Raw genomic sequence first — 20,515 nt, 5'->3', positions numbered from 1 at the left:
CAGGGTAAACGCCGTTCATGTTACTTCACCTGGCGAATTTGCTAGCTCAATACCAAAGCGCTTTTCAGGTTTTCAACTACCTCACGCTTCGCATCATCCTGGCGGCCATCACCGCACTCATGCTTTGCCTGTGGCTTGGGCCGTGGGTCATTCGGCGGTTAGTCGACGGCCAGATCGGTCAGTCGGTACGCGACGACGGGCCCCAGTCTCATCTCTCCAAGGCCGGCACGCCCACCATGGGTGGCGTCATGATTCTCATGTCCATCGCCATCAGTACGTTCGTTTGGGGGGACCTGGCCAACCACTACGTATGGGTGGTGCTGGCCGTTACCCTGGGCTTCGGCGCGATCGGCTGGGTCGACGACTACCGCAAGGTGGTCGAGAAAAACCCCCGCGGCCTGCCGGCCAGGTGGAAATACTTTTGGCAATCCGTGGTCGGTCTCGGCGCGGCGCTGATTCTCTATTTCAGCGCGACCACCCCCGCCGAAACAAGCCTTTTGCTGCCGCTATTCAAGGATTTCGCGCTGCCGCTGGGCGTTTTCTATATCGTGCTGAGCTACTTCGTGATCGTTGGAAGTTCCAACGCGGTCAATCTGACCGATGGCCTGGACGGGCTTGCCATCATGCCCACCGTTTTGGTGGCCATGGGGCTTGCGGTGTTCGCCTACGCCAGTGGTAACGCGGTGTTCGCCAACTACCTACATATTCCGTTCATTCATGGTACCGGCGAAATCGCGGTGTTCTGCGCAACGATCGCCGGCGCTGGCCTGGGTTTTTTGTGGTTCAACACTTACCCGGCGCAGGTCTTCATGGGCGATGTCGGCGCACTGGCCCTTGGTGCGGCGCTTGGCGTCGTGGCGGTGGTCGTTCGCCAGGAGATCGTGCTGTTCATCATGGGCGGTATCTTCGTGGTCGAGACGTTGTCGGTGATCCTGCAGGTGGGGTCGTTCAAACTGACCGGGCGGCGTATCTTTCGCATGGCGCCGCTTCACCATCATTACGAGCTCAAGGGTTGGCCGGAACCCCGGGTAATCGTGCGCTTTTGGATCATTACCGTGGTGCTGGTGCTATTGGGGCTTGCCACCCTGAAAGTGCGCTAGGACCACGCGATTCTCGCAAGGCCAGCGGCTGGCTGTCAGAGCACTGGCCGCCGGATCGCCGGCCGTACGTAAGGAGCCAAGCAATGCAGATACCTGAGGGCGTGACCGCCGTTATCGGTCTGGGGGTTTCCGGCCGGGCGATCTGCCGCCATCTGGCTCGCCTGGGCGCACCCTTTGCGCTTTTGGACACGCGTACCGCGCCGCCAGGGCTCGAAGCGTTTCAGACGCTTTACCCCCAGGCCACTACCTACTGTGGCCCGCTGACCGCGGTCGATTTCAGTCGCGCCCGGGAAGTCGTAATTAGCCCGGGCGTCGACCCTTGTACGCCAGGCCTTGAAGGCCTGCTCGAACAGGTCAACGATAGCACCGGCGAGCCGAGGCTCGTGGGGGAAATCGCGCTTTTTCGGCGCGCGGTGAAAGCGCCAGTGGCAGCGATTACCGGCTCCAACGCCAAATCCACCGTGACGACGCTGCTGGGCGAGATGGCCCGTGCCTGCGGTGTCAACGCCGCGGTCGGGGGGAATCTGGGCACGGCGGCGCTGGAGCTTCTGGAGACCCATCCCGAGGCAGCGCTTTATATTCTCGAACTATCGAGCTTTCAGCTGGAAACGACCCCGCGCCTCGACGCGACGGCCGCGGCGTTTTTGAATCTAAGCGAAGACCACCTCGACCGACACGAAAGCCTTGCGCGCTACCGCGAGGCGAAGGCGCGCATTTTTATCGGCGCCGAACACGCGGTGGTCAACGCCGACGACCCGCTGACCTGGCCTCGCGGCGCCGCGCGGGTTTCGCGCTTTGGCAGCCGCGCCCACGAGGCAGGGGAGTGGGGGGTGAAAACTGTGGAAGGCCAGACGTGGCTCGCCCAGGGGGAAACCCTGCTGCTACGCACGGATTCGCTGAGCATGGCCGGCCAGCACAACTACATGAACGCCCTGGCCGCCCTTGCCCTGGGCGACCGCTTGGGTTTTTCGCTATCTGGCATGTGCCGGGCGCTTGTGGATTTCAAGGGCCTGGCCCACCGCAGCGAAGTCATCGCCACGCTTAATGGGGTGCGCTGGGTCAACGACTCCAAGGGCACCAACGTGGGGGCGACCCTGGCCGCTATCGACGGCATTGGCGCCACCCTCGAAGGGCGGCTCGTTTTGCTGGCCGGGGGTGTCGGCAAGGGCGCGGACTTTACGCCGCTGGCGGCGCCGCTCGCCCGTTACGCCCGGGAAGTCGTGGTGTTTGGCACGGATGCCCCGCGCCTGAAGGCCGTCCTGGGTGAAACGGTCCCGGTGCGCGAGGTGGACGACCTCGCCCAGGCCATGGCGCTTGCCTTCGAGACGGCGCGCCCGGGGGACTGCGTGTTGCTTTCCCCGGCCTGCGCCAGTCTCGATCAATTTGCCAACTTCGAAGCGCGTGGCGAGGCGTTTCGTGAGTGGGTCAACCGTCAACGCAGTGAGGTGGGTGCATGAGCCGACGCCAACGCTTTATGAATGCCGTGACCACTAAGCATCTGCCCTGCGATGTCTGGCTGATCGTGGCGGTGGTAACGCTTGCCGGGCTTGGCTGGATCATGGTGAGTTCGGCCTCGGTCGGCCTGCTGGAAAACAGCTACTACTACTCTCGCCAGCACGCGGTCTTTTTGCTAGTGGCCGGGATTGCGTGCCTTTTCATGCTGTGCGTGCCGCTGGAGGCCTGGCGCCAGAACGCCTCGCTGATTCTGCTCGCCAGTATTTTCATGCTGGTCATGGTATTGATGGTCGGTCAGGAAATAAACGGCAGTAAGCGCTGGATTTCGCTGCCCGGCCCGCTTCCCAGCCTGCAAATCTCCGAGCTTGGCAAGGTGGGGCTGATTTTCTATATGGCGGCGTTCATGTCGCGCTTTACCTATGACCTGCGCAATCGGGCGTTCAGCATGTGGCGGCCTATCGCGGTGCTCGCCGTGCCCGCCGGACTACTCTTTTTGGCGCCGGATTTCGGCGGCATGGTGGTGTATACCGTGTGCGTCATCGGCATGCTGATGATGAGCGGCGCTTCGCTCGTGCTACTGATCGGCAGCGGCAGCGTTCTCGCCTTCGGCGCAGTAATGATGGTCGTGATGGAGCCCTACCGGCTGGCCCGCTGGACCAGTTTCCTGGACCCTTGGGCGGATCAGTTCGCGACCGGCTACCAGCTGACCCAGGCGCTGATCGCTTTCGGGCGCGGCCATGTCGCCGGCACCGGGCTTGGCAATAGCGTGCAAAAACTCCACTACTTGCCCGAGGCGCATACCGACTTCATCTTCGCGGTGATCGCCGAAGAGCTCGGCATGATCGGCGCGATCAGCGTGGTGGCGCTCTTTACCCTGTTCGTTACCCGCGCCATGCTGATTGGCCGGCGCGCAGAGCTTGCCGGGCACCTGTTCGGCGCCTATGTAAGCTACGGTATCGGGTTCATCGTCTCCGCCCAGGCGTTTATCAATATGGCGGTAAGCTCCGGACTTCTGCCCACCAAGGGGCTCACACTTCCCCTGATTAGTTACGGCGGCTCGAGTCTTCTGGTGACCGGTATGATGATTGGCCTGCTGCTGCGCGTAGACGCCGAAACCCGCCACAGCCCCCGGCGCGCCTCCACCCCGTATAAGTCTCGCTTCGAGCCGCGTTTATCTTGAGTAAGGAGTTATTTGTGACGACGAATGCACGTCGACGCATTTTGATCATGGCCGGCGGTACCGGCGGTCACGTGATTCCTGCACTGTCGCTCGCCCGGGCGCTGCAGGCGCAGAACGTCGCGGTGGAGTGGCTGGGAAGCCCACGCGGCATCGAAAACCGCCTGGTACCCGAGGCCGGTATTACCCTTCACACCGTGGCCATTGCCGGGCTACGCGGCAAGGGGATGGTGGGCTGGCTCAAGGCGCCGTTCAATTTGAGCCGGGCGGTGTGTGATGCCCGTCGCGTCATCAAACGCTTCCAGCCCGATGTCGTCGTCGGCCTTGGCGGCTTTGCCAGCGGCCCTGGCGGGCTCGCCGCCAAACTTTCGGGTATACCGCTGGTGATTCACGAGCAAAACGCCGTGGCGGGGCTGACCAACCGGGTGCTTTCACGGCTGGCCAACAAGACCTACGCCGCTTTCGAGAACGCCTTTGGCCCTCGCGCCGAGGTGATCGGCAACCCCGTGCGCGGCGAGATCGCCGTGCTGGGTGAAACGCCGCGTACAAACGCCGAGCTCACCGCGCGCCGGCTCAGGCTACTGGTGGTCGGCGGGTCGCTGGGCGCCGTGGCGCTCAACGAACGCCTACCGGTGGCGCTAGCGGCGCTGGATGAAGCCAGCCGCCCCGAGGTGTGGCACCAGGCGGGCAAGGATCGCGATGAGGCGACACGCCAGGCGTATCGGTCCCTCGATGTCGAGGCCCAGGTGAGCGCGTTCATCGACGATATGGCCGCCGCCTACGACTGGGCGGATCTGGTGGTCTGCCGCGCGGGCGCTTTGACCGTGGCCGAACTTGCCGCGGCGGCGAAACCGGCCCTTTTGGTGCCATTTCCTTTTGCGGTGGACGATCATCAGCGCGTCAATGCCGACGTGCTGGTCAAGGCCGGGGCGGCGCGCTGCGTAGTGCAAAAGGAGTTGACCCCAGAGCGGCTGACTGCGCTGTTGGGCGAGCTATTGACCCACGACACCTTGGCCAGCATGGCCTTGAGCGCGCGCCAGGCGGCGCACCTGGACGCCACCGAGCGTTTAGCGGCAGGATGCCTTTCGTTAGTGAAGCAAGGAGATTCGGTGTGACCGATTTAACGACCGACAAGCCAACCCCATCCGGCACCCCCACCGGGCCTGGCATGCGGCGAATCAAACGCCTGCATTTCGTGGGTATCGGCGGGGCGGGCATGTGCGGCATTGCCGAGGTGCTGGCCAACCAGGGCTACGCGGTTAGCGGTAGCGACATGAAAGTTTCGACGGTTACCGAGCGCCTGCGCGGCTGTGGCGTCAAGGTCTTCATGGGCCACGCGCCGGAAAACGTCGAGGGCGCCGACGTGGTGGTGGTATCCAGCGCGATCGATGAAACCAATCCGGAAATTCGCTGGGCGCAGGAACACCGCGTGCCGGTGGTGCGCCGCGCGGAGATGCTGGCCGAGCTGATGCGCTTTCGCCACGGTATCGCCGTCGCCGGCACCCACGGTAAAACCACCACCACCAGCCTGACCGCCACGCTGTTGGCCGAAGGCGGGCTCGATCCGACCTTCGTGATCGGCGGTAAGCTGACCAGCGCCGGTGCCAATGCGCGCCTGGGCGAGGGCGATTACCTGGTGGCCGAGGCCGACGAATCCGACGCCTCGTTTCTGCACCTTCAGCCCATGGTGTCGATCGTCACCAACATCGACGCCGATCATATGGCGACCTACGGCGGCGACTTCGAGCGGCTCAAGACCACTTTCATCGAGTTTTTACACAATTTGCCGTTTTACGGTTTGGCGGTACTGTGCACCGACGACCCGCACGTCAACGGGCTCTGTGAGCAGGTCAAGCGCCAGTTTGTCACCTATGGCTTCAACGAAGAGGCCGACTACCGCATCACGAATTTCACCCAGCGCGAAGGCGAAGTGACGTTTACCGCGCTGCGCCCGGACGGCGCTGCGCCGCTCGAAGTGCGTCTGGCGATGCCAGGCCGCCACAACGCGCAAAATGCCATGGCGGCGATCGTGGTGGCGACCGACGCCGGGGTGAGTGACGAGGCGATTCTGGCCGGACTCGCCGGGTTTGCCGGCGTCGGGCGGCGCTTTCAGGTGCATGGCCACTTCCCGGCGCCGGGTCAAGACGGCGAGGTCATGCTGGTCGACGACTACGGCCACCACCCTCGTGAAGTCGATATGGTGATCAAGGCGGTTCGCGCCGGTTGGCCCAAGCGGCGCCTGGTGATGCTCTACCAGCCTCACCGCTACAGCCGCACCCGGGATCTGTTCGAGGACTTCGTGCGCGTACTCTCCCAGGTCGACACCCTGGTACTGTTGGACGTTTACAGCGCCGGCGAGGCGGTGATTCCAGGCGCGGAAGGGCGAACGCTTGCCGGCTCGATTCGCCAGCGCGGCGAGGTCGACCCGCTGTTCGTCGAGGAGAAGCAGGAGCTTTCGACGATTTTGGAAAAGGTGCTGCGCCCGGACGACATTCTAATCACCCAGGGCGCTGGCGATATCGGCGGTATTTCGCTGGCCCTGGCAAAGGCAAGGCTTGTGCTGGACGAGGTTGAGCTATGAGTACACAAGCAATGAACACGTCGCTGGATAACGTCGTGGTCGTGTTGGGGGGCGTCTCCGGCGAGCGCGAGGTGTCGCTGAAAAGCGGTGCAGCCATACTCGAAGCGCTAAAACGCCAGGGCGTGAACGCCACGGGCTATGACCCACGCGATGGCGGCCTTGCCGGGCTCGAGGCGCTGGCACCTTCACAGGTGTTCATCGCCCTGCACGGGCGCGGCGGCGAAGACGGCACCCTCCAAGGCGCGCTCGAGCTTTTGAGCATTCCCTACACCGGCAGCGGTGTGCTCGCATCGGCTTTGGGTATGGATAAAGAGCGCACCAAGCAGGTGTGGCGCGCCCAGGGGTTGCCGACCCCCGAAAGTATCACGCTGGACGACGATGCGAATTGGAGCGCGGTCATCGATGCACTCGGCCTACCCATGATCGTCAAGCCCGTTCACGAAGGCTCGACGCTTGGGATCAGCATCGTCAAAAGCGAAGCGGAGCTTAAAGCCGCTTATACCGAAGCCGCCCGGTTCGACGCTCAGGTCATGGCCGAGCGGTTCATCGAAGGCGAAGAGTACACCGTGGCGCTTTTGGGGGATGAAGCACTCCCCGCTATTCGTGTCGAAGTGCCCGGCGGCTTTTACGACTACGAAGCGAAGTACCTCTCCGATACGACGCTTTACCATTTGCCCTGTGGGCTCGACACGAGTGAGGAGCAGGCGCTGGCCGCGCTTTGCCAAAAGGCGTTTCGCGCCATGGGCGGGCAGGGCTGGGGGCGGATCGATGTGATGCGCGACGCCGACGGCACGTTCTGGCTAATCGAAGTGAATACCGTGCCCGGTATGACCGATCATAGCCTGGTCCCCCAGGCCGCGGCGCACGCCGGCATTGGCTTCGACGAGCTGGTCATGAAGATATTAGCGACCGCCGGCCCCGCATGAGCTTCTCTACTGTGAAGATAGTTCTATGAAGACAGCTTTATGAAAAAGCGTAACGCATGGGTGGGCGTGATTTTGCTTGCGCTGCTGCTCGGTGCGGGCGGTCGGGCGCTATGGCTTTGGCTGGACCGGCCCATCGAGCGGGTCTCGATTCGCGGCGAGTGGGATTACGTCAGCGCCGACTACCTGCGCACCCAGCTTGCACCACTGGTGCAAAACGCGACCTGGCTTTCGGCGGATCTGGGCGAGCTGCGCGAACGGGCGCTTAGAATCGGCTGGCTTTTCGAGGTGCGTATTTCTCGGGAGTGGCCCAATGCGCTGGTCTTCGAGCTGGTCGAGCAGGACCCGATCGCGCGCTGGAACGACGATTTCTTGCTCAATCCGCTAGGGGAGCCTTTTCCCTTCGCACCGCTTGATGTACCGCCGAACCTGCCCGACCTGGCAGGGCCCGCGGGCAGTAGTGAAGAGGTGCTCGACTACTATCAGCGCCTGACTCCGCACTTTGCCACGCTGTCGCTAACGCTTTCCCAGCTGCGCCTTGAGCCCCGCGGCGCTTGGCGACTACAGCTCGATAACGGCGCCTGGGTCATGCTGGGTAGACGCCAGCACGATATTCGCCTGGCCAGGCTCACGGCCTCCTGGCAGCGCGAGCTTGCAAGCCAGGGCGACCAGATTCGCTATATCGATCTTCGCTACCCCAACGGGGTGTCGGTTGCCTGGCACGGGCAGAGCGATTTCGACGATAGCGAGGAGTAAAAAGCCGCTTTAATGAATAAAGCGGCGCTTGAAAGGTAAAAGTGAGCGTTTGCCAACAAGGAAAACCCGATAATGGGGTTTAAATTATCCGCCAAGCCCATTATCGTGGTGCATGACTGGTCGTATAATGGTCATCGTTTCTATATGATGGGTTTGTTCGCTGATGTTTATTTGTGTTGATTTAGTGTTACATGCTCTGATCAACGTATAACATTTAAGGATCGGCAGTGCTTCATGGAGGCCAACGCGGCTTAAGCGCTCGTTGTTTATCTGAGTATTTTTAAACGGGCTTTTACGATGCTCGTGTATAAATATACAGGTTTTAAGCGCCATGTACAGACCTGTCACCAGGGATAATTTGGCAAAAGGCGTTGAGTAAATAATGTCACTTTAAAGCGCCGATTCGAAGATGTTCCGCTATGAGAATGAAGAACGTTGAGAAATAAAGTGCGCTGAGAAATAAAGTACGTTGCAGATAGTTCGTCGCAGATAGTTCGTTGCGGATAGTTCATTGCAGATAGTTCGTTGCAGATAGTTCGTCGAGAATAGTCGGCTAATGGCTATCAATGACAGGCAAATGTGTAGATAAGCGGTTGTCGACCATCAACCGTCTATCGTTTACAGGATTACTATAAGGAGATCACCCGACTCATGGCAGGCTCACCCAATGCATCCAATATGGTTGTCGGGCTGGACATCGGAACGTCCAAGGTCGTCGCGATAGTCGGTCAACCCACCGATGACGGTGGAATCGAGATTGCGGGTATAGGCTCTCATCCTTCAAGAGGGATGAAGCGTGGCGTTGTGATCAATATCGAATCGACGGTCCAGTCGATTCAACGCGCGGTCGAAGAGGCGGAACTCATGGCCGGCTGCGACATCCATTCGGTGTACGTAGGCGTTGCCGGCAGTCACATTAGCTCGATGAATTCAGACGGTGTGGTGGCGATTAAAGAGCGTGAAGTCACCCCGTCTGATATTGATCGTGTTATCGACTCCGCCCGCGCCCGGGCCGTTTCCGAAGGCCAGCGCGTGCTGCACGTGCTGCCTCAGGAATTCTCCATCGACGCCCAGGGCGGCATTCGCGAACCCCTGGGAATGTCGGGCGTGCGTCTGGAGGCTCAGGTGCACCTGGTCACCGCGGCCTTGAACGCGGTGCAAAATATCGAAAAGTGTGTCCGCCGCTGCGGGCTTGACGTGGATGCCATCATCCTGGAGCAGCTGGCATCCAGTATGGCGGTGCTCACCGAAGATGAGCGCGAGCTTGGGGTGTGCATGGTCGATATCGGTGGGGGCACGACCGATATGGCCATATTCAGCGAAGGCGCGATACGCCACACGGCGGTCATTCCCATCGCCGGTGACCAGGTGACCAACGATATTGCGATGGCGCTGCGTACACCGACCCAGCATGCTGAAGAGATCAAGGTGAAGTACGCTTGCGCGCTGACCCAGCTGGCCGCAAGCGATGAAATGATCAAGGTACCAAGCGTTGGAGACCGCGCATCGCGCGACCTATCCCGCCAGGCGTTGGCGGAAGTGGTCGAGCCGCGCTACGAAGAGCTCTTTACGTTGGTACGCGATGAATTACGCCGCAGTGGCTATGAAGACATGGTGGCCGCCGGAGTGGTACTCACCGGCGGCACTTCGCGTATGGAAGGGGTGAGCGAGCTGGCGGAAGAGATCTTCCACATGCCGGTGCGCATCGCCTGCCCGCAAAACGTGCGCGGGCTGGCGGATGTGGTGCGCAACCCCATCTATGCGACAGGCGTTGGCCTTTTGCATTACGCACTACAAGAGGCACGTCACGGACAAGGTCTGGAGAGCCATGGGCGAGTTAGCACGGCGCATAAAGCGCGCGGTGAGCTCGTTCAGCGTGATAGCAGGGATGGTCATTCGGCGCTAGCGAAAATCAAAGGCTGGTTCAAAGGAAATTTCTGACAGGGCCGCAAGCGCGGTTCAGGAGACGGGGCTATGTTCGAATTGGTAGATAACGCACCCTCGAGCAGTGCGGTCATTAAAGTGGTCGGTGTTGGCGGCGGCGGCGGTAACGCGGTCAACCACATGGTGGAAAGCAACATCGAAGGTGTTGAATTCATCTGTGCCAATACCGACGCTCAGGCGCTCAAGCGCGTATCGGCTAAAACGGTGTTACAGCTGGGTGGCGAGATCACCAAAGGGCTGGGCGCCGGTGCGAACCCCGAGGTGGGGCGCCAGGCGGCCATGGAAGATCGCGAGCGTATCGCTGAGCTTCTGGACGGCGCCGATATGGTGTTCATTACCGCCGGTATGGGCGGTGGCACCGGTACTGGCGGTGCGCCGGTGGTAGCCCAGGTCGCCAAGGAGCTGGGTATTCTAACGGTGGCCGTGGTCACGCGGCCGTTCCCGTTCGAAGGGCCCAAGCGCATGCGCGCGGCGGAAGAGGGCATGAAAGAGCTCTCCGAGCACGTCGACTCGCTGATCACCATTCCCAACGAGAAGCTTTTATCCGTACTGGGTAAAAACGCTACGCTCTTGACCGCTTTCAGCGCCGCCAACGACGTGCTGCTCGGGGCGGTTCAGGGTATTGCGGAGCTGATAACAAGCCCGGGTATCATCAACGTCGACTTTGCCGACGTGCGCACGGTGATGTCCGAAATGGGTATGGCGATGATGGGCACCGGTGGCGCCACCGGCGAAAACCGTGCTCGCGAAGCCGCGGAAAAAGCAATTCGCAGCCCGCTGCTGGAAGATATCGATCTGCACGGTGCCCGCGGTATTCTGGTCAACATCACCGCTGGCCCGGATCTCTCCATCGGCGAGTTCAACGATGTGGGCGCCACGGTTCAAGAGTTCGCCTCTCAGGAAGCGACGATCGTGGTCGGCACCTCGATCGACATGGAGATGTCCGACGAGCTGCGCGTGACCGTGGTGGCTGCGGGCCTCGATGGCAACAAGCCCAAGCAGGCCGTTCGCGAACCGGCCACGCGCCGCGCCGCAGCGGAGCCGGCGGACTACCGTAAAATGCAGCAGCCCACCGTGACGCGTCAGCAGTCGGCGGCGCGCGCTGAAGCCCAGGAATCGTCGCCCAAGCCGCGCCCGGAAAAGCGCCGTTCCGCGGAATCCGACGACTACCTGGATATTCCCGCGTTTTTACGCCGCCAGGCGGATTGATTCAATACAGTGCGCTGAGTTACCAGCGAGCGTTTTAACCACGACCTATTGGTTAAGGCGCTCGTTTGCTGTTAAAGTAAACACTGTTCGATAACTTTTCTTTCCCTCGGCGTGCCGGCCTTTTGCCGGGCGGCGCCGTTTTTAGAGTTCTACCACGCCCATGATCAGACAACGCACATTACAAAATGTCATTCGCGCTACCGGAGTGGGTCTGCACTCGGGTAAAAAAGTCCATTTGGCTTTGCGACCGGCACCCGCAAACACAGGGATAGTGTTTGTCAGAACCGATCTGGACCCCGTGGTACACGTTCCTGCTCGCGCCGAGCTCGTGGAAGACACGCGGCTTTGCACCGCGCTCTCCTTCGAGGGTGTCAAAGTGGCGACGGTCGAGCATCTGATGTCTGCGTTTGCAGGCCTTGGAATCGACAACGCCTACGTGGATATCAGTGCTGCGGAAGTACCCATCATGGATGGCAGCGCCAGTCCCTTTGTTTTTCTGATTCAGTCGGCGGGGATTCTGGAGCAGGATGCGCCCAAGAAATTCATTCGCATCAAGCAGCGCATCGCGGTGAGTGACGGCGACAAGGAAGCGGTTTTTCTGCCTTATCAGGGCTTTAAAGTATCGTTTTCGATCGATTTCGATCACCCGGTGTTCGAGCAACAAAACCAGCACGCATTGATCGACTTCTCGACGACCTCCTTCGTCAAGGAAGTCTCGCGGGCACGCACCTTCGGTTTCATGCGCGATCTGGAGTTTTTACGCTCCAATAATCTGGCGCTGGGCGGAAGCCTCGACAACGCTATCGTGGTCGATGATTACCGCATCGTGAACGAGGGCGGGCTGCGCTACGAAGATGAGTTCGTCAAGCACAAGGTGCTCGACGCCATCGGTGATCTTTACCAGCTTGGCTTTAGTTTGATTGGCGAGTTTCGTGGCATCAAGTCGGGTCACGCGCTCAACAATCAGCTTTGCCGCGAGCTGCTGGCCCGGCCCGAATCTTTCGAGATCGTGACGTTCGAAGACGAGAAGGACGTCGCCCCGATCTCCTACGCCGCACCAGCCATGGCCTAAGGTATCGGGCAGAAGCACTGGCCCAAAGTAATCCGGGGTGGGCGGTTGAAAAAAACCTACCTTACCCCATTTATAAAGCACCGCTTGCGGTGCTTTATGCGTTTATTTGGGGCTATTTTTACCTTTGGCGTGGGAGGCCAGGCGCTCCAGCGCGCCTTTGAGGCGTGCATCTCGGGTGTCCTCGGCGCATTGGGTCAGCGTTTCACCGGCGCTTTGGGAAAGCGCGCGGGTGTTTCGGGTCGGTGCGGTAATCGGGCGTACCGGACGTACCTTGAAATGAAAGCCGGTGACGGCCTCGAAGCCCGGCAACTGGTGGAGCAGTTCGAGTAGCCGACTTTGCTCGAATCGAAGCCAGGCAAGCCAGCTGGCCTGGCCGCTAATCAGCGTGAGCCGCGCATTGCTGAAGCCGCCGACAAAGATATGCTCGCGCATCTCTTCGGGTAGATGGGCGCTAAGATGACGCTGGGCCTGGTCGATCATACGCGATTGGCGCAGCAGGTTGCTCACCTCGGACGAGCTTGCAAGTACCTGGTTGATGGGCTGTGCGCGAGAACGCTTAACCTTTATACTCATACGCTTAATTCCAAAGAACCGATTCGATACGCCCGCGGCTTTAGCCCGGCGTAAGACAAAGAGCCTACCACGCTCAGGAGCCGACACCCAGCATGCCGCTTAACGCCGCGCCAGCCACTTTGACCGCCCCAGGGCGCGCTCGCCGCTGTGGGCTGGCGCGCTGGTGGCTGGCTGGGCTTTTGGTAAGCTGCTTGCTCCCGGTGGGCCTGTCGCCCGCAAGCGCCGCCAACCGCGGCGAGCGCGCGGTTTTGGTATGCCTCTGGGTACCCGCTATCTTGCGTGCTCAGTCCCGGCGTATCGCGATCAAGCGCCGCGTACGACACCTGGCCTGTCGCGTCAAAACCCCCACCGTACGGTTTTGTAAAAGGCTTTGGGATACCTCTTTTATCACGCTTTATAAGGTCGCCGCTCAAGACGTGCTGACCCAGCGCGGACCGCCCCACCAGTAGCTGTCACTCTTTTTTTCGCCGTTTTATTTAACAGGGTGCCCCGCGGGCGCGCTTGAAATGATTTTGGAAGGTTCATGATTAATACACTACTGCGCAAGGCCATTGGTTCGAAAAACGACCGCGACGTAAAGCGCATGAAAAAAAGCGTCCTGGACGTCAACAAGCTGGAAACCGAGATCGAGGCGCTTGACGACGCCGGGCTTCAGGCAAAGACCGGCGAGCTACGCACCCGTCTCGAGTCCGGCGAGTCGCTGGACAAGCTTCTACCCCAGGCGTTTTCCGTCGTGCGTGAGGCGAGCAAGCGCGTCATGGGCATGCGCCACTTCGATGTGCAGATGGTCGGTGGTATGACGCTGCACAGCGGGCGCATCGCCGAAATGAAAACCGGCGAGGGTAAAACCCTGGTCGCGACGCTGGCGGTTTACCTGAACGCGCTACCCGCCAAGGGCGTGCACGTGGTCACGGTCAACGACTACCTGGCCCGCCGCGACGCCGAGTGGATGCGCCCGCTGTATGAATTCCTGGGGCTCACCGTGGGCGTCATTTTCTCCGGGCAAACCGGTGACGAGAAGCGCCACGCCTACGGCTGCGATATCACCTACGGTACCAACAACGAGTTCGGCTTCGATTACCTGCGCGACAACATGGCGTTCTCCCTCGACGAGAAGGTGCAGCGCGATCTGCACTTCGCCATCGTCGACGAGGTCGACTCGATTTTGATCGACGAGGCGCGCACGCCGCTGATCATCTCCGGCGCGGTGGACGAAAACACCGAGCTTTATAATGTGGTCAATGGTCTGGCCCAGCAGCTAGAGCGTGGCGAGGTGAGCGAAGACGACGAGACGCCGGTGAGCGGCGATTTCGTGCTCGACGAGAAGCAAAAGCAGGTCGAGCTCACCGAGCAGGGTCACAACAAGGTCGAAGAGATGATGCGCGCCCAGGAGCTTTTGGGCGAAAACGACTCGCTCTACGCCGCGCAGAACCTGAACCTGTTGCAGCACGTGCACTCGGCGCTTCGCGCGCGCTACCTGTACCAGCGCGATGTGGACTATATCGTCGTCGAAGGGCAGGTGGTGATCGTCGACGAACACACCGGGCGCAGCATGCCCGGACGGCGCTGGTCGGAAGGCTTGCACCAGGCGGTGGAAGCCAAAGAGAGGGTGACGGTCCAGCGCGAAAGCCAGACGCTTGCCTCCACGACCTTCCAGAACTACTTCCGCTTGTACGATAAGCTGGCGGGGATGACCGGCACCGCCGATACAGAAGCCTTCGAATTCCGCCAGATCTATGGCCTCGATGTGGTGGTGATTCCCACCAATCGGCCGCTGGCGCGTAAGGATCTCAACGACCTTGTCTACCTAAGCGGCGAAGAGAAGTTCGAAGCGATCATCAAGGACGTTCAGGCCGTGACCGAAGCCGGACGCCCGGTGCTGGTAGGTACCGCCTCGATCGAAACCTCGGAGTATCTTGCCAAGCTGATGCTCGAGGCGGGCGTCGAGTTCAGCGTGCTCAACGCCAAACAGCACCAGAGCGAAGCCGAAATCATCGCCCAGGCGGGTCGTCCGGGGGCGGTCACGATCGCCACCAACATGGCGGGCCGCGGTACCGATATCGTGCTCGGCGGTAACTGGGAAGCCGACGCCGCTAAGCTCGACAACCCGAGCGATGCCCAAATCGCCGAGCTCAAGGCCGAGTGGCAAAAGCGCCACGACGCGGTGCTCGAGGCCGGCGGCCTTCACGTGATCGGCTCCGAGCGCCACGAGTCGCGGCGTATCGATAACCAGCTGCGCGGCCGGGCCGGTCGTCAGGGCGACCCGGGCTCCACGCGCTTCTTCCTGTCTTTGGAAGACAGCCTGATGCGCCTGTTCGGCTCGGACCGGGTCAAGCGTTTGATGCAGGCGTTGGGGCTCGAGCGCGGCGAGGCGATCGAGCACAAGATGGTCTCGAACGCCGTCGAGCGCGCCCAGAAGAAGGTCGAAGGGCGTAACTTCGATATCCGTAAGCAGCTTCTCGAGTATGACGACGTGGCCAACGACCAGCGCCGCGTGATCTACGAACAGCGCAACGACGTATTGGGTTCCAACGACGTTTCCGAAGCCGTGATCGGTATTCGCGAAGAGGTCATGGAAAGCACCATCAGCGACTTCGTGCCGCCCCAGAGCCTGGCGGAGCAGTGGGACCTGGCCGGACTCGAAGCGCACCTGAAAACCGAGTTCAACCTCGATGCGCCGGTCACCCAGTGGGCGGGCGAAGATGAGCGCTTCAGCGAAGAGAAGCTCAGAGAGCGCCTGCAAACCATGCACCGCGAAGCGTATGACGCCAAAATCGCCGCCGCCGGCCAGGCGCTCATTCAGCGCTTCGAGAAGCAGGTCATGCTGCAGGTGCTCGATACCCGCTGGAAAGAGCACCTTCAGTCGATGGATCACCTGCGCCGGGGTATTCATCTGCGCGGCTACGCCCAGAAAAACCCCAAGCAGGAATACAAGCGCGAAGCATTCGAGCTTTTCCAGCATCTGCTGACCAATATCAAGGCCGACGTCACGCGGATTTTGAGCCACGTTCAGGTGCGCCAGCCCGAAGAAGTGGATGCCCTCGAGCAGAAGCGCCGCGAAGACGCCGCACGGGAAAAGGCCGCCGCTTCCGAGGCCCAGCAAGTACCGGAGCAAGCCAGCGAAGCGGTCGCACCTGCTACCGCCGGCGCCGAAGCCCAGCCCCAGCGCCGCGAAGGCCCGAAGGTCGGGCGCAACGATCCGTGTATCTGCGGGTCGGGTAAAAAATACAAGCAGTGCTGCGGCAAGCTTCAATAGCCCGCTCTCGGTTTAAGGCGAGAATCGGTTTACGTTAAAGGAGAAGAGCATGGCGGTGGGTCACTATCCGTTTCCACAAATGCCGCCCCTCGAGGGGGTGCGGCTTGGGTCTGCCATGGCGGGGATAAAAAAGCCCCAGCGCCGTGACCTCGTCGTCATCGAGCTGCCAGGCACCGCCACCACGGCGGGCGTGTTTACCCAAAATGCATTTTGCGCCGCGCCGGTGATGGCGGCAAAGGCGCATTTGCAGGATGAAAGCGCGGCGCCGCGCTACTGGGTCATCAATACCGGCAACGCCAATGCGGGCACCGGTGAAGCAGGTATGAGGGATGCGTACCAGACCTGCCAGGCCCTGGCGGAACAGGCCGGTGTTTTGAAGCACCAGGTACTGCCGTTTTCGACCGGCGTCATCGGCGAACCGCTGCCCATGGAGCGCCTGTTGGCCGGTCTTCCCGCCGCCCTTGAGGCGCTGGAGGATGGCCCCGAGGCCTGGGCGTTGGCCGGGGAGGGCATTCTAACCACCGACACCCGCGCCAAGGGCGCCACGGTGACCGCAGAGATCGACGGCCAATCCTTTAACATCAATGGGATTACCAAAGGCTCGGGCATGATCAAGCCCAACATGGCAACCATGCTGGGCTTCGTGGTCACCGATGCGAGCATCGAGCAGCCCCTGCTGGCCCGGCTTCTGCGCGAAACCGTAGATGAATCCTTCAACGCGATTAGCGTGGATAGCGACACCTCGACCAACGATGCCTGTATGCTGGCCGCCACCAACACCGGCGTACGGGTAGAGACTGATGCGCAGGTCGCGGTATTCAAGCAAGCGCTTGGCCAGGTGATGACCCGGCTTGCCCAGTCGATCATCCGCGACGGCGAAGGCGCCACAAAGTTCGTCACCCTCGAGGTAGACGGCGCCGAGAGCGTCAAGGAGGCGCGGGACGTCGCCTTTACCGTGGCCCATTCGCCGCTGGTGAAAACCGCGCTGTATGCCTGCGACGCCAACTGGGGCCGCATTCTGGCCGCCGTTGGCCGCGCGCCGGTCGAGGCCTTCGATGTCAGCCGCGTGATGATCGACTTGGGCGATGTCCGGCTGGTCGAAAACGGCGGCCGAGCGGCGAGCTACTCGGAAGCCGCGGGTAGCCGCGTGATGGCCGAAGAAGAGATCACGATCCGTATCCAGCTTGGGCGTGGCGATGCCCGCGCCACGGTGTGGACCTCGGATCTTTCCCACGATTACGTATCGATCAACGCTGACTATCGAAGCTAGCCGGCGCCTGATCGAGTCGCGTTTATAGTAAAGTTTAGTCCTGTGCAGTTAAGCGCTACGCCATGTCATAGCGCTCCAATGTGGAAAACACGTAATGAATGTAATGGTAAAACGACGGGTTCACGTCGCCGCGGCCGCCATCGTTAGTGCGGACAAAAAGCATGTGTTGATTGCCCGCCGGCCTTCCAACGTGGATCACGGCGGTCTATGGGAGTTTCCTGGGGGGAAGCTGGCGCCTTACGAAACCGGTCTTGAAGGGCTCAAGCGCGAGCTTCACGAGGAGCTCGGCGTCGAGATCCGCCGTGCTCAGCCGCTCATTCGCGTTCATCACGAGTACAGCGACAAACATATCCTGCTCGATGTTTGGCTGGTGCATGAGTTTGCCGGCGAGCCTTTCGGGCGGGAAGGCCAGGCGGTGCGCTGGGTCGCGATGGAAGATCTGGCCGGCTACCCCTTCCCGGCGGCTAACCTGCCGATTTTGCGCGCGGTCATGCTGCCCAAGGAGTATCTGATCACCGGGGAGGAACCCGACGATGAACGCTTCGAGGCCCTGTTGCGCCGCGCCCTCGACGAAGATGGCGTGCGTCTAGTCCAACTGCGTGCCAAGGGGCTCGAACGCGATGCTTACCTCAAGCGCGCCGAGAAGGCGCTGGCGCTGTGCCGCGAATTCGGCGCCAGGCTGTTGCTCAACGGCGAGCCGGATATTTTGGAGCAGGTGGATGCCGATGGTATTCATCTGACCAGCCAGCGCCTGATGGAGCTGGAGCGCCGTCCCATTGCCGAGGGCAAGTGGCTGTCTGCATCGACCCACGACGAGGAGCAGCTCAATAAGGCGCGAGGTCTGGGTTGCGACTTCGTTACCCTTTCGCCGCTTCGCACGACGCCTTCGCATCCGGATGTCGCGCCCATGGGCTGGCACGATTTTCAGCAGCTGGTCGAGCATGCCGGCATGCCGGTTTTCGCCCTCGGTGGCATGACCCGCTTTGACGCCAACCACGCGCGCGCGGTTGGCGCCCAGGGCATCGCGTCGATTCGCGATTTCTGGAAGTAGCTACTTGGCCTTTCGAGTGCCCCGGTTAGAGGCTGCTCGAAAGGCGTGAAGCATTCAAAAGCACCGGCGTCCTTGAGGGCGCCGGTGCTTTTGTTTAATCGCGGTAGCGGCGGGTCAAGTCAGCGTAGGCATCGACCCGGCGGTCGCGAAGAAACGGCCAGATACGCCGGGTATCCTCGCTTTTAATCATATCGAGGGTGGCCACGAGCTGTTCGGTGCGCGTCGAGGCGTGGGCCAGAAACTCGCCCTGGGGACCGCAGATGAAGCTGCCGCCCCAGAAGTCGACCCCGGCGCCGACCCCGGAGTGGTCCGGCTCGAAACCGACCCGGTTGGCGGCCAGTACCGGCAGGCCATTGGCGACGCCGTGGGCGCGCTGCACCAACGTCCAGGCGTCCTTTTGGCGCGCCTTCTCTGCATCATCGTCATTCGGGTCCCAGCCGATGGCGGTGGGGTAGAGCAGTAGCTCTGCGCCGGCCAGCGCCATCAGGCGTGCCGCTTCCGGGTACCACTGATCCCAGCACACCAAAACGCCAAGCCTTCCCACCGAGGTGTCGATGGGGGTAAAGCCTTCACCCCGGGCGGCGTCGATATCGCCCGGGGTGAAGTAGAATTTCTCATAAAAGCCCGGGTCGTCGGGGATATGCATCTTGCGGTACTGGCCCACTCGCCCCTTGGCGCCGTCATACACCACCGCGGTATTGTGGTAGAGCCCGGCGGCGCGCTTTTCGAAAATCGAGCCGACCAGCACGATATCGAGCTCCCGGGCCAGGGCCGCCAGGCGCTGGCCCGTGGGGCCATCCAAAGGCTCGGCCAGGTCGAAAAGCGCCGGGTCTTCGTACTGGCAGAAGTAGTGCGTAGCGTGAAGCTCCTGCAAAAGCACCAGTTTCGCCCCCTGGGCGGCGGCGTCGCGCACGCCTTTTTCACTCTCGGCCAGGCTCTGGGCCTTGTCCGGCCAGGCCGCTTGCTGGATCACTGCCACGCTCAAAGTGTTGCTCATGGTGCCTCCTCGAAAAGGGCCTGGTTAAGCGTGCCCTTGGGTAGCTGCATGGTCAGACAATGCAGGCTACCGTGTTGGCGAATCACGCTTTGACACTCGATGGGAATGATGGCGTGTTCGGGGAACGCGCTGGCCAAGGCGTCCAATGCCGCCAGGTCGTTGGCGTCGGCGTAGGTAGGCACCAGTACGGCGCCATTGATGATAGTGAAGTTGGCGTAGGTGGCCGGCAGGCGGTGGCCATCCTCGGGGTCGAACGCCGCCGCGGGCCAGGGAAGGGCGATCAAACGGTAGGGCTCACCGTTTGGCTGGCGAAACTCTTGTAGTTCGGCTTCCATCGCTTTGAGCGCCGAATAGTGCGGGTCCGTCTCGTCGTCGCAGCGCACGTAAGCAATGGTCGTGGGGCTGCAAAACCGGGCCAGGGTGTCGATGTGGCTGTCGGTATCGTCGCCGGCCAGGTAGCCGTTTTCGAGCCACAGTATTCGTTCGACGCCCAGGTCCGTTTTTAGCGCGTGCTCGAGCGCCTCGAGGGAGTAGTCCGGGTTGCGGTTCGGATTTAAAAGGCATGCTTTGGTGGTTAAAAGCGTCCCCCGGCCATCGGTTTCGATACCGCCACCTTCCAGTACCAGCGACTTGCTCACCACCTTGCAGGCCCAAACCCCTTTGCTATCGAGCGCTTTCGTCAAGGCATCGTCGCGGCGGGCGGGAAACTTGCCGCCCCAGCCGGTAAAGGTGTAGTCGAGAAGTGCCATTTCGCCGTTCGCACGCATCACCCCAAGCGGGCCGTGATCCCGCGCCCAGGTGTCGTCGGTGGCGGCTTCGATGAGCAGCAGCCGCGCGCGGGAAACGCCCAGGGTGGCAAAACGTTCGCCAAGGCGCGTCTTTGTGGCGGTATCCGGTACGCTGACGACAACACGCTGATAGCGCACAGCGGCCAGCACGATGCGCTCGAGCGTTGCCTCGATACGCTCTAAAAGGGGGCGCCAGTCGCCGTCCGGGCGCGGCCAGGTGAGCTGCAGTCCATCCTGGGGGTGCCATTCCGGCAGCAAACGGTCAGTAGGGTGTGCCAAGATTGCATGCTCTCGTTGCCAAGGAAGAGGCCGGGCTTGGATACCGACCAAAGGGCGCAATGTAGGGGCTCGCCCGCCAAGTTG

17 protein-coding genes are annotated in these 20,515 nt (G+C 61.4%); 14 read left to right on the top strand and 3 right to left on the bottom strand.

What is annotated here, in order from left to right; translation table 11 throughout:
- Positions 1–17 precede the first annotated feature (17 nt).
- The 10 genes from mraY (at position 18) to lpxC (ending at position 12,217) form a co-directional block, all read left to right on the top strand.
- The gene (gene mraY, locus ACWHRL_RS10040) at positions 18–1,100 is read left to right on the top strand and encodes a phospho-N-acetylmuramoyl-pentapeptide-transferase (protein ID WP_447529017.1); all 1,083 of its coding nucleotides are present in this window, start codon (positions 18–20) and stop codon (positions 1,098–1,100) included.
- An 83-nt stretch (positions 1,101–1,183) separates the two neighbouring features.
- Positions 1,184–2,557 carry a UDP-N-acetylmuramoyl-L-alanine--D-glutamate ligase gene (gene murD / locus ACWHRL_RS10035; protein WP_447893539.1) on the top strand — a complete coding sequence of 458 codons (1,374 nt, stop codon included), beginning with the start codon at positions 1,184–1,186 and terminating at the stop codon, positions 2,555–2,557.
- Positions 2,554–3,735: a putative lipid II flippase FtsW gene (gene ftsW, locus ACWHRL_RS10030; RefSeq protein WP_447893538.1), complete on the top strand. Its 1,182-nt coding sequence runs from the start codon at positions 2,554–2,556 to the stop codon at positions 3,733–3,735. Before murD ends, ftsW begins: the two co-directional genes overlap by 4 nt.
- Positions 3,736–3,749: 14 nt before the next feature.
- Positions 3,750–4,847, top strand: a complete 1,098-nt coding sequence (murG, locus tag ACWHRL_RS10025; RefSeq protein WP_447893537.1) for an undecaprenyldiphospho-muramoylpentapeptide beta-N-acetylglucosaminyltransferase — start codon at positions 3,750–3,752, stop codon at positions 4,845–4,847.
- Positions 4,848–4,900: 53 nt separating this feature from the next.
- Positions 4,901–6,313, top strand: coding sequence for a UDP-N-acetylmuramate--L-alanine ligase (gene murC, locus ACWHRL_RS10020; RefSeq protein ID WP_447896163.1), 1,413 nt, complete (start codon positions 4,901–4,903; stop codon positions 6,311–6,313).
- Positions 6,310–7,239 carry a D-alanine--D-alanine ligase gene (locus ACWHRL_RS10015; protein WP_447893536.1) on the top strand — a complete coding sequence of 310 codons (930 nt, stop codon included), beginning with the start codon at positions 6,310–6,312 and terminating at the stop codon, positions 7,237–7,239. The genes murC and ACWHRL_RS10015 overlap by 4 nt, the downstream gene beginning before the upstream one ends.
- Before the next feature lie 39 nt (positions 7,240–7,278).
- Positions 7,279–7,992: a cell division protein FtsQ/DivIB gene (locus ACWHRL_RS10010; protein ID WP_447893535.1), complete on the top strand. Its 714-nt coding sequence runs from the start codon at positions 7,279–7,281 to the stop codon at positions 7,990–7,992.
- 651 nt (positions 7,993–8,643) lie between these two features.
- Positions 8,644–9,933: a cell division protein FtsA gene (gene ftsA, locus ACWHRL_RS10005; protein WP_447529011.1), complete on the top strand. Its 1,290-nt coding sequence runs from the start codon at positions 8,644–8,646 to the stop codon at positions 9,931–9,933.
- Between the two features lie 33 nt (positions 9,934–9,966).
- Complete coding sequence (gene ftsZ, locus ACWHRL_RS10000) at positions 9,967–11,145, top strand: cell division protein FtsZ (protein ID WP_447529010.1); 1,179 nt, start codon at positions 9,967–9,969, stop codon at positions 11,143–11,145.
- A gap of 160 nt (positions 11,146–11,305) precedes the next feature.
- Complete coding sequence (gene lpxC / locus ACWHRL_RS09995) at positions 11,306–12,217, top strand: UDP-3-O-acyl-N-acetylglucosamine deacetylase (protein WP_447893534.1); 912 nt, start codon at positions 11,306–11,308, stop codon at positions 12,215–12,217.
- Positions 12,218–12,319: 102 nt separating this feature from the next.
- On the opposite strand, the gene ACWHRL_RS09990 is transcribed toward lpxC, so the two are convergent.
- The gene (locus ACWHRL_RS09990; protein WP_447893533.1) at positions 12,320–12,790 is read right to left on the bottom strand and encodes a DUF721 domain-containing protein; all 471 of its coding nucleotides are present in this window, start codon (positions 12,788–12,790) and stop codon (positions 12,320–12,322) included.
- A 92-nt stretch (positions 12,791–12,882) separates the two neighbouring features.
- Here ACWHRL_RS09990 and ACWHRL_RS09985 point away from each other — a divergent pair, with 92 nt between their 5' ends.
- The 4 genes from ACWHRL_RS09985 to ACWHRL_RS09970 all read left to right on the top strand — a co-directional run bounded on the left by ACWHRL_RS09985 (position 12,883) and on the right by ACWHRL_RS09970 (position 18,367).
- Complete coding sequence (locus tag ACWHRL_RS09985) at positions 12,883–13,239, top strand: hypothetical protein (protein WP_447529007.1); 357 nt, start codon at positions 12,883–12,885, stop codon at positions 13,237–13,239.
- 74 nt (positions 13,240–13,313) lie between these two features.
- Positions 13,314–16,046, top strand: coding sequence for a preprotein translocase subunit SecA (gene secA, locus ACWHRL_RS09980; protein WP_447893532.1), 2,733 nt, complete (start codon positions 13,314–13,316; stop codon positions 16,044–16,046).
- 49 nt (positions 16,047–16,095) lie between these two features.
- A complete protein-coding gene (argJ, locus tag ACWHRL_RS09975) occupies positions 16,096–17,316 on the top strand; it encodes a bifunctional glutamate N-acetyltransferase/amino-acid acetyltransferase ArgJ (RefSeq protein ID WP_447893531.1) in 1,221 nt (406 codons plus the stop codon).
- Between the two features lie 103 nt (positions 17,317–17,419).
- Positions 17,420–18,367 carry a Nudix family hydrolase gene (locus tag ACWHRL_RS09970; RefSeq protein WP_447530520.1) on the top strand — a complete coding sequence of 316 codons (948 nt, stop codon included), beginning with the start codon at positions 17,420–17,422 and terminating at the stop codon, positions 18,365–18,367.
- A gap of 94 nt (positions 18,368–18,461) precedes the next feature.
- Here the strand turns inward: ACWHRL_RS09970 and ACWHRL_RS09965 are convergent, their stop codons facing one another.
- Positions 18,462–19,364: a carbon-nitrogen hydrolase gene (locus tag ACWHRL_RS09965; RefSeq protein ID WP_447893530.1), complete on the bottom strand. Its 903-nt coding sequence runs from the start codon at positions 19,362–19,364 to the stop codon at positions 18,462–18,464.
- Positions 19,361–20,431 (bottom strand): agmatine deiminase family protein, encoded by a 1,071-nt coding sequence (locus ACWHRL_RS09960; protein WP_447893529.1) that lies wholly within the window; start codon positions 20,429–20,431, stop codon positions 19,361–19,363. The genes ACWHRL_RS09965 and ACWHRL_RS09960 overlap by 4 nt, the downstream gene beginning before the upstream one ends.
- Between the last annotated feature and the right edge of the window lie 84 nt (positions 20,432–20,515).

The organism is Vreelandella sp. GE22 (genome assembly GCF_968212445.1).
Note: the sequence above shows the minus strand (reverse complement) of the source record. Positions and strands in the feature narration are given on the sequence as shown.

Bases quoted from the DNA above. Each gene is read 5' to 3' on its own strand.
- mraY (WP_447529017.1), top strand. From the start codon at position 18: ATGTTACTTCACCTGGCGAATTTGCTAGCTCAATACCAAAGCGCTTTT.
- murD (WP_447893539.1), top strand. From the start codon at position 1,184: ATGCAGATACCTGAGGGCGTGACCGCCGTTATCGGTCTGGGGGTTTCC.
- ftsW (WP_447893538.1), top strand. From the start codon at position 2,554: ATGAGCCGACGCCAACGCTTTATGAATGCCGTGACCACTAAGCATCTG.
- murC (WP_447896163.1), top strand. From the start codon at position 4,901: ATGCGGCGAATCAAACGCCTGCATTTCGTGGGTATCGGCGGGGCGGGC.
- ACWHRL_RS10015 (WP_447893536.1), top strand. From the start codon at position 6,310: ATGAGTACACAAGCAATGAACACGTCGCTGGATAACGTCGTGGTCGTG.
- ACWHRL_RS10010 (WP_447893535.1), top strand. From the start codon at position 7,279: ATGAAAAAGCGTAACGCATGGGTGGGCGTGATTTTGCTTGCGCTGCTG.
- ftsA (WP_447529011.1), top strand. From the start codon at position 8,644: ATGGCAGGCTCACCCAATGCATCCAATATGGTTGTCGGGCTGGACATC.
- ftsZ (WP_447529010.1), top strand. From the start codon at position 9,967: ATGTTCGAATTGGTAGATAACGCACCCTCGAGCAGTGCGGTCATTAAA.
- lpxC (WP_447893534.1), top strand. From the start codon at position 11,306: ATGATCAGACAACGCACATTACAAAATGTCATTCGCGCTACCGGAGTG.
- ACWHRL_RS09990 (WP_447893533.1), bottom strand. From the start codon at position 12,790: ATGAGTATAAAGGTTAAGCGTTCTCGCGCACAGCCCATCAACCAGGTA.
- ACWHRL_RS09985 (WP_447529007.1), top strand. From the start codon at position 12,883: ATGCCGCTTAACGCCGCGCCAGCCACTTTGACCGCCCCAGGGCGCGCT.
- secA (WP_447893532.1), top strand. From the start codon at position 13,314: ATGATTAATACACTACTGCGCAAGGCCATTGGTTCGAAAAACGACCGC.
- argJ (WP_447893531.1), top strand. From the start codon at position 16,096: ATGGCGGTGGGTCACTATCCGTTTCCACAAATGCCGCCCCTCGAGGGG.
- ACWHRL_RS09970 (WP_447530520.1), top strand. From the start codon at position 17,420: ATGGTAAAACGACGGGTTCACGTCGCCGCGGCCGCCATCGTTAGTGCG.
- ACWHRL_RS09965 (WP_447893530.1), bottom strand. From the start codon at position 19,364: ATGAGCAACACTTTGAGCGTGGCAGTGATCCAGCAAGCGGCCTGGCCG.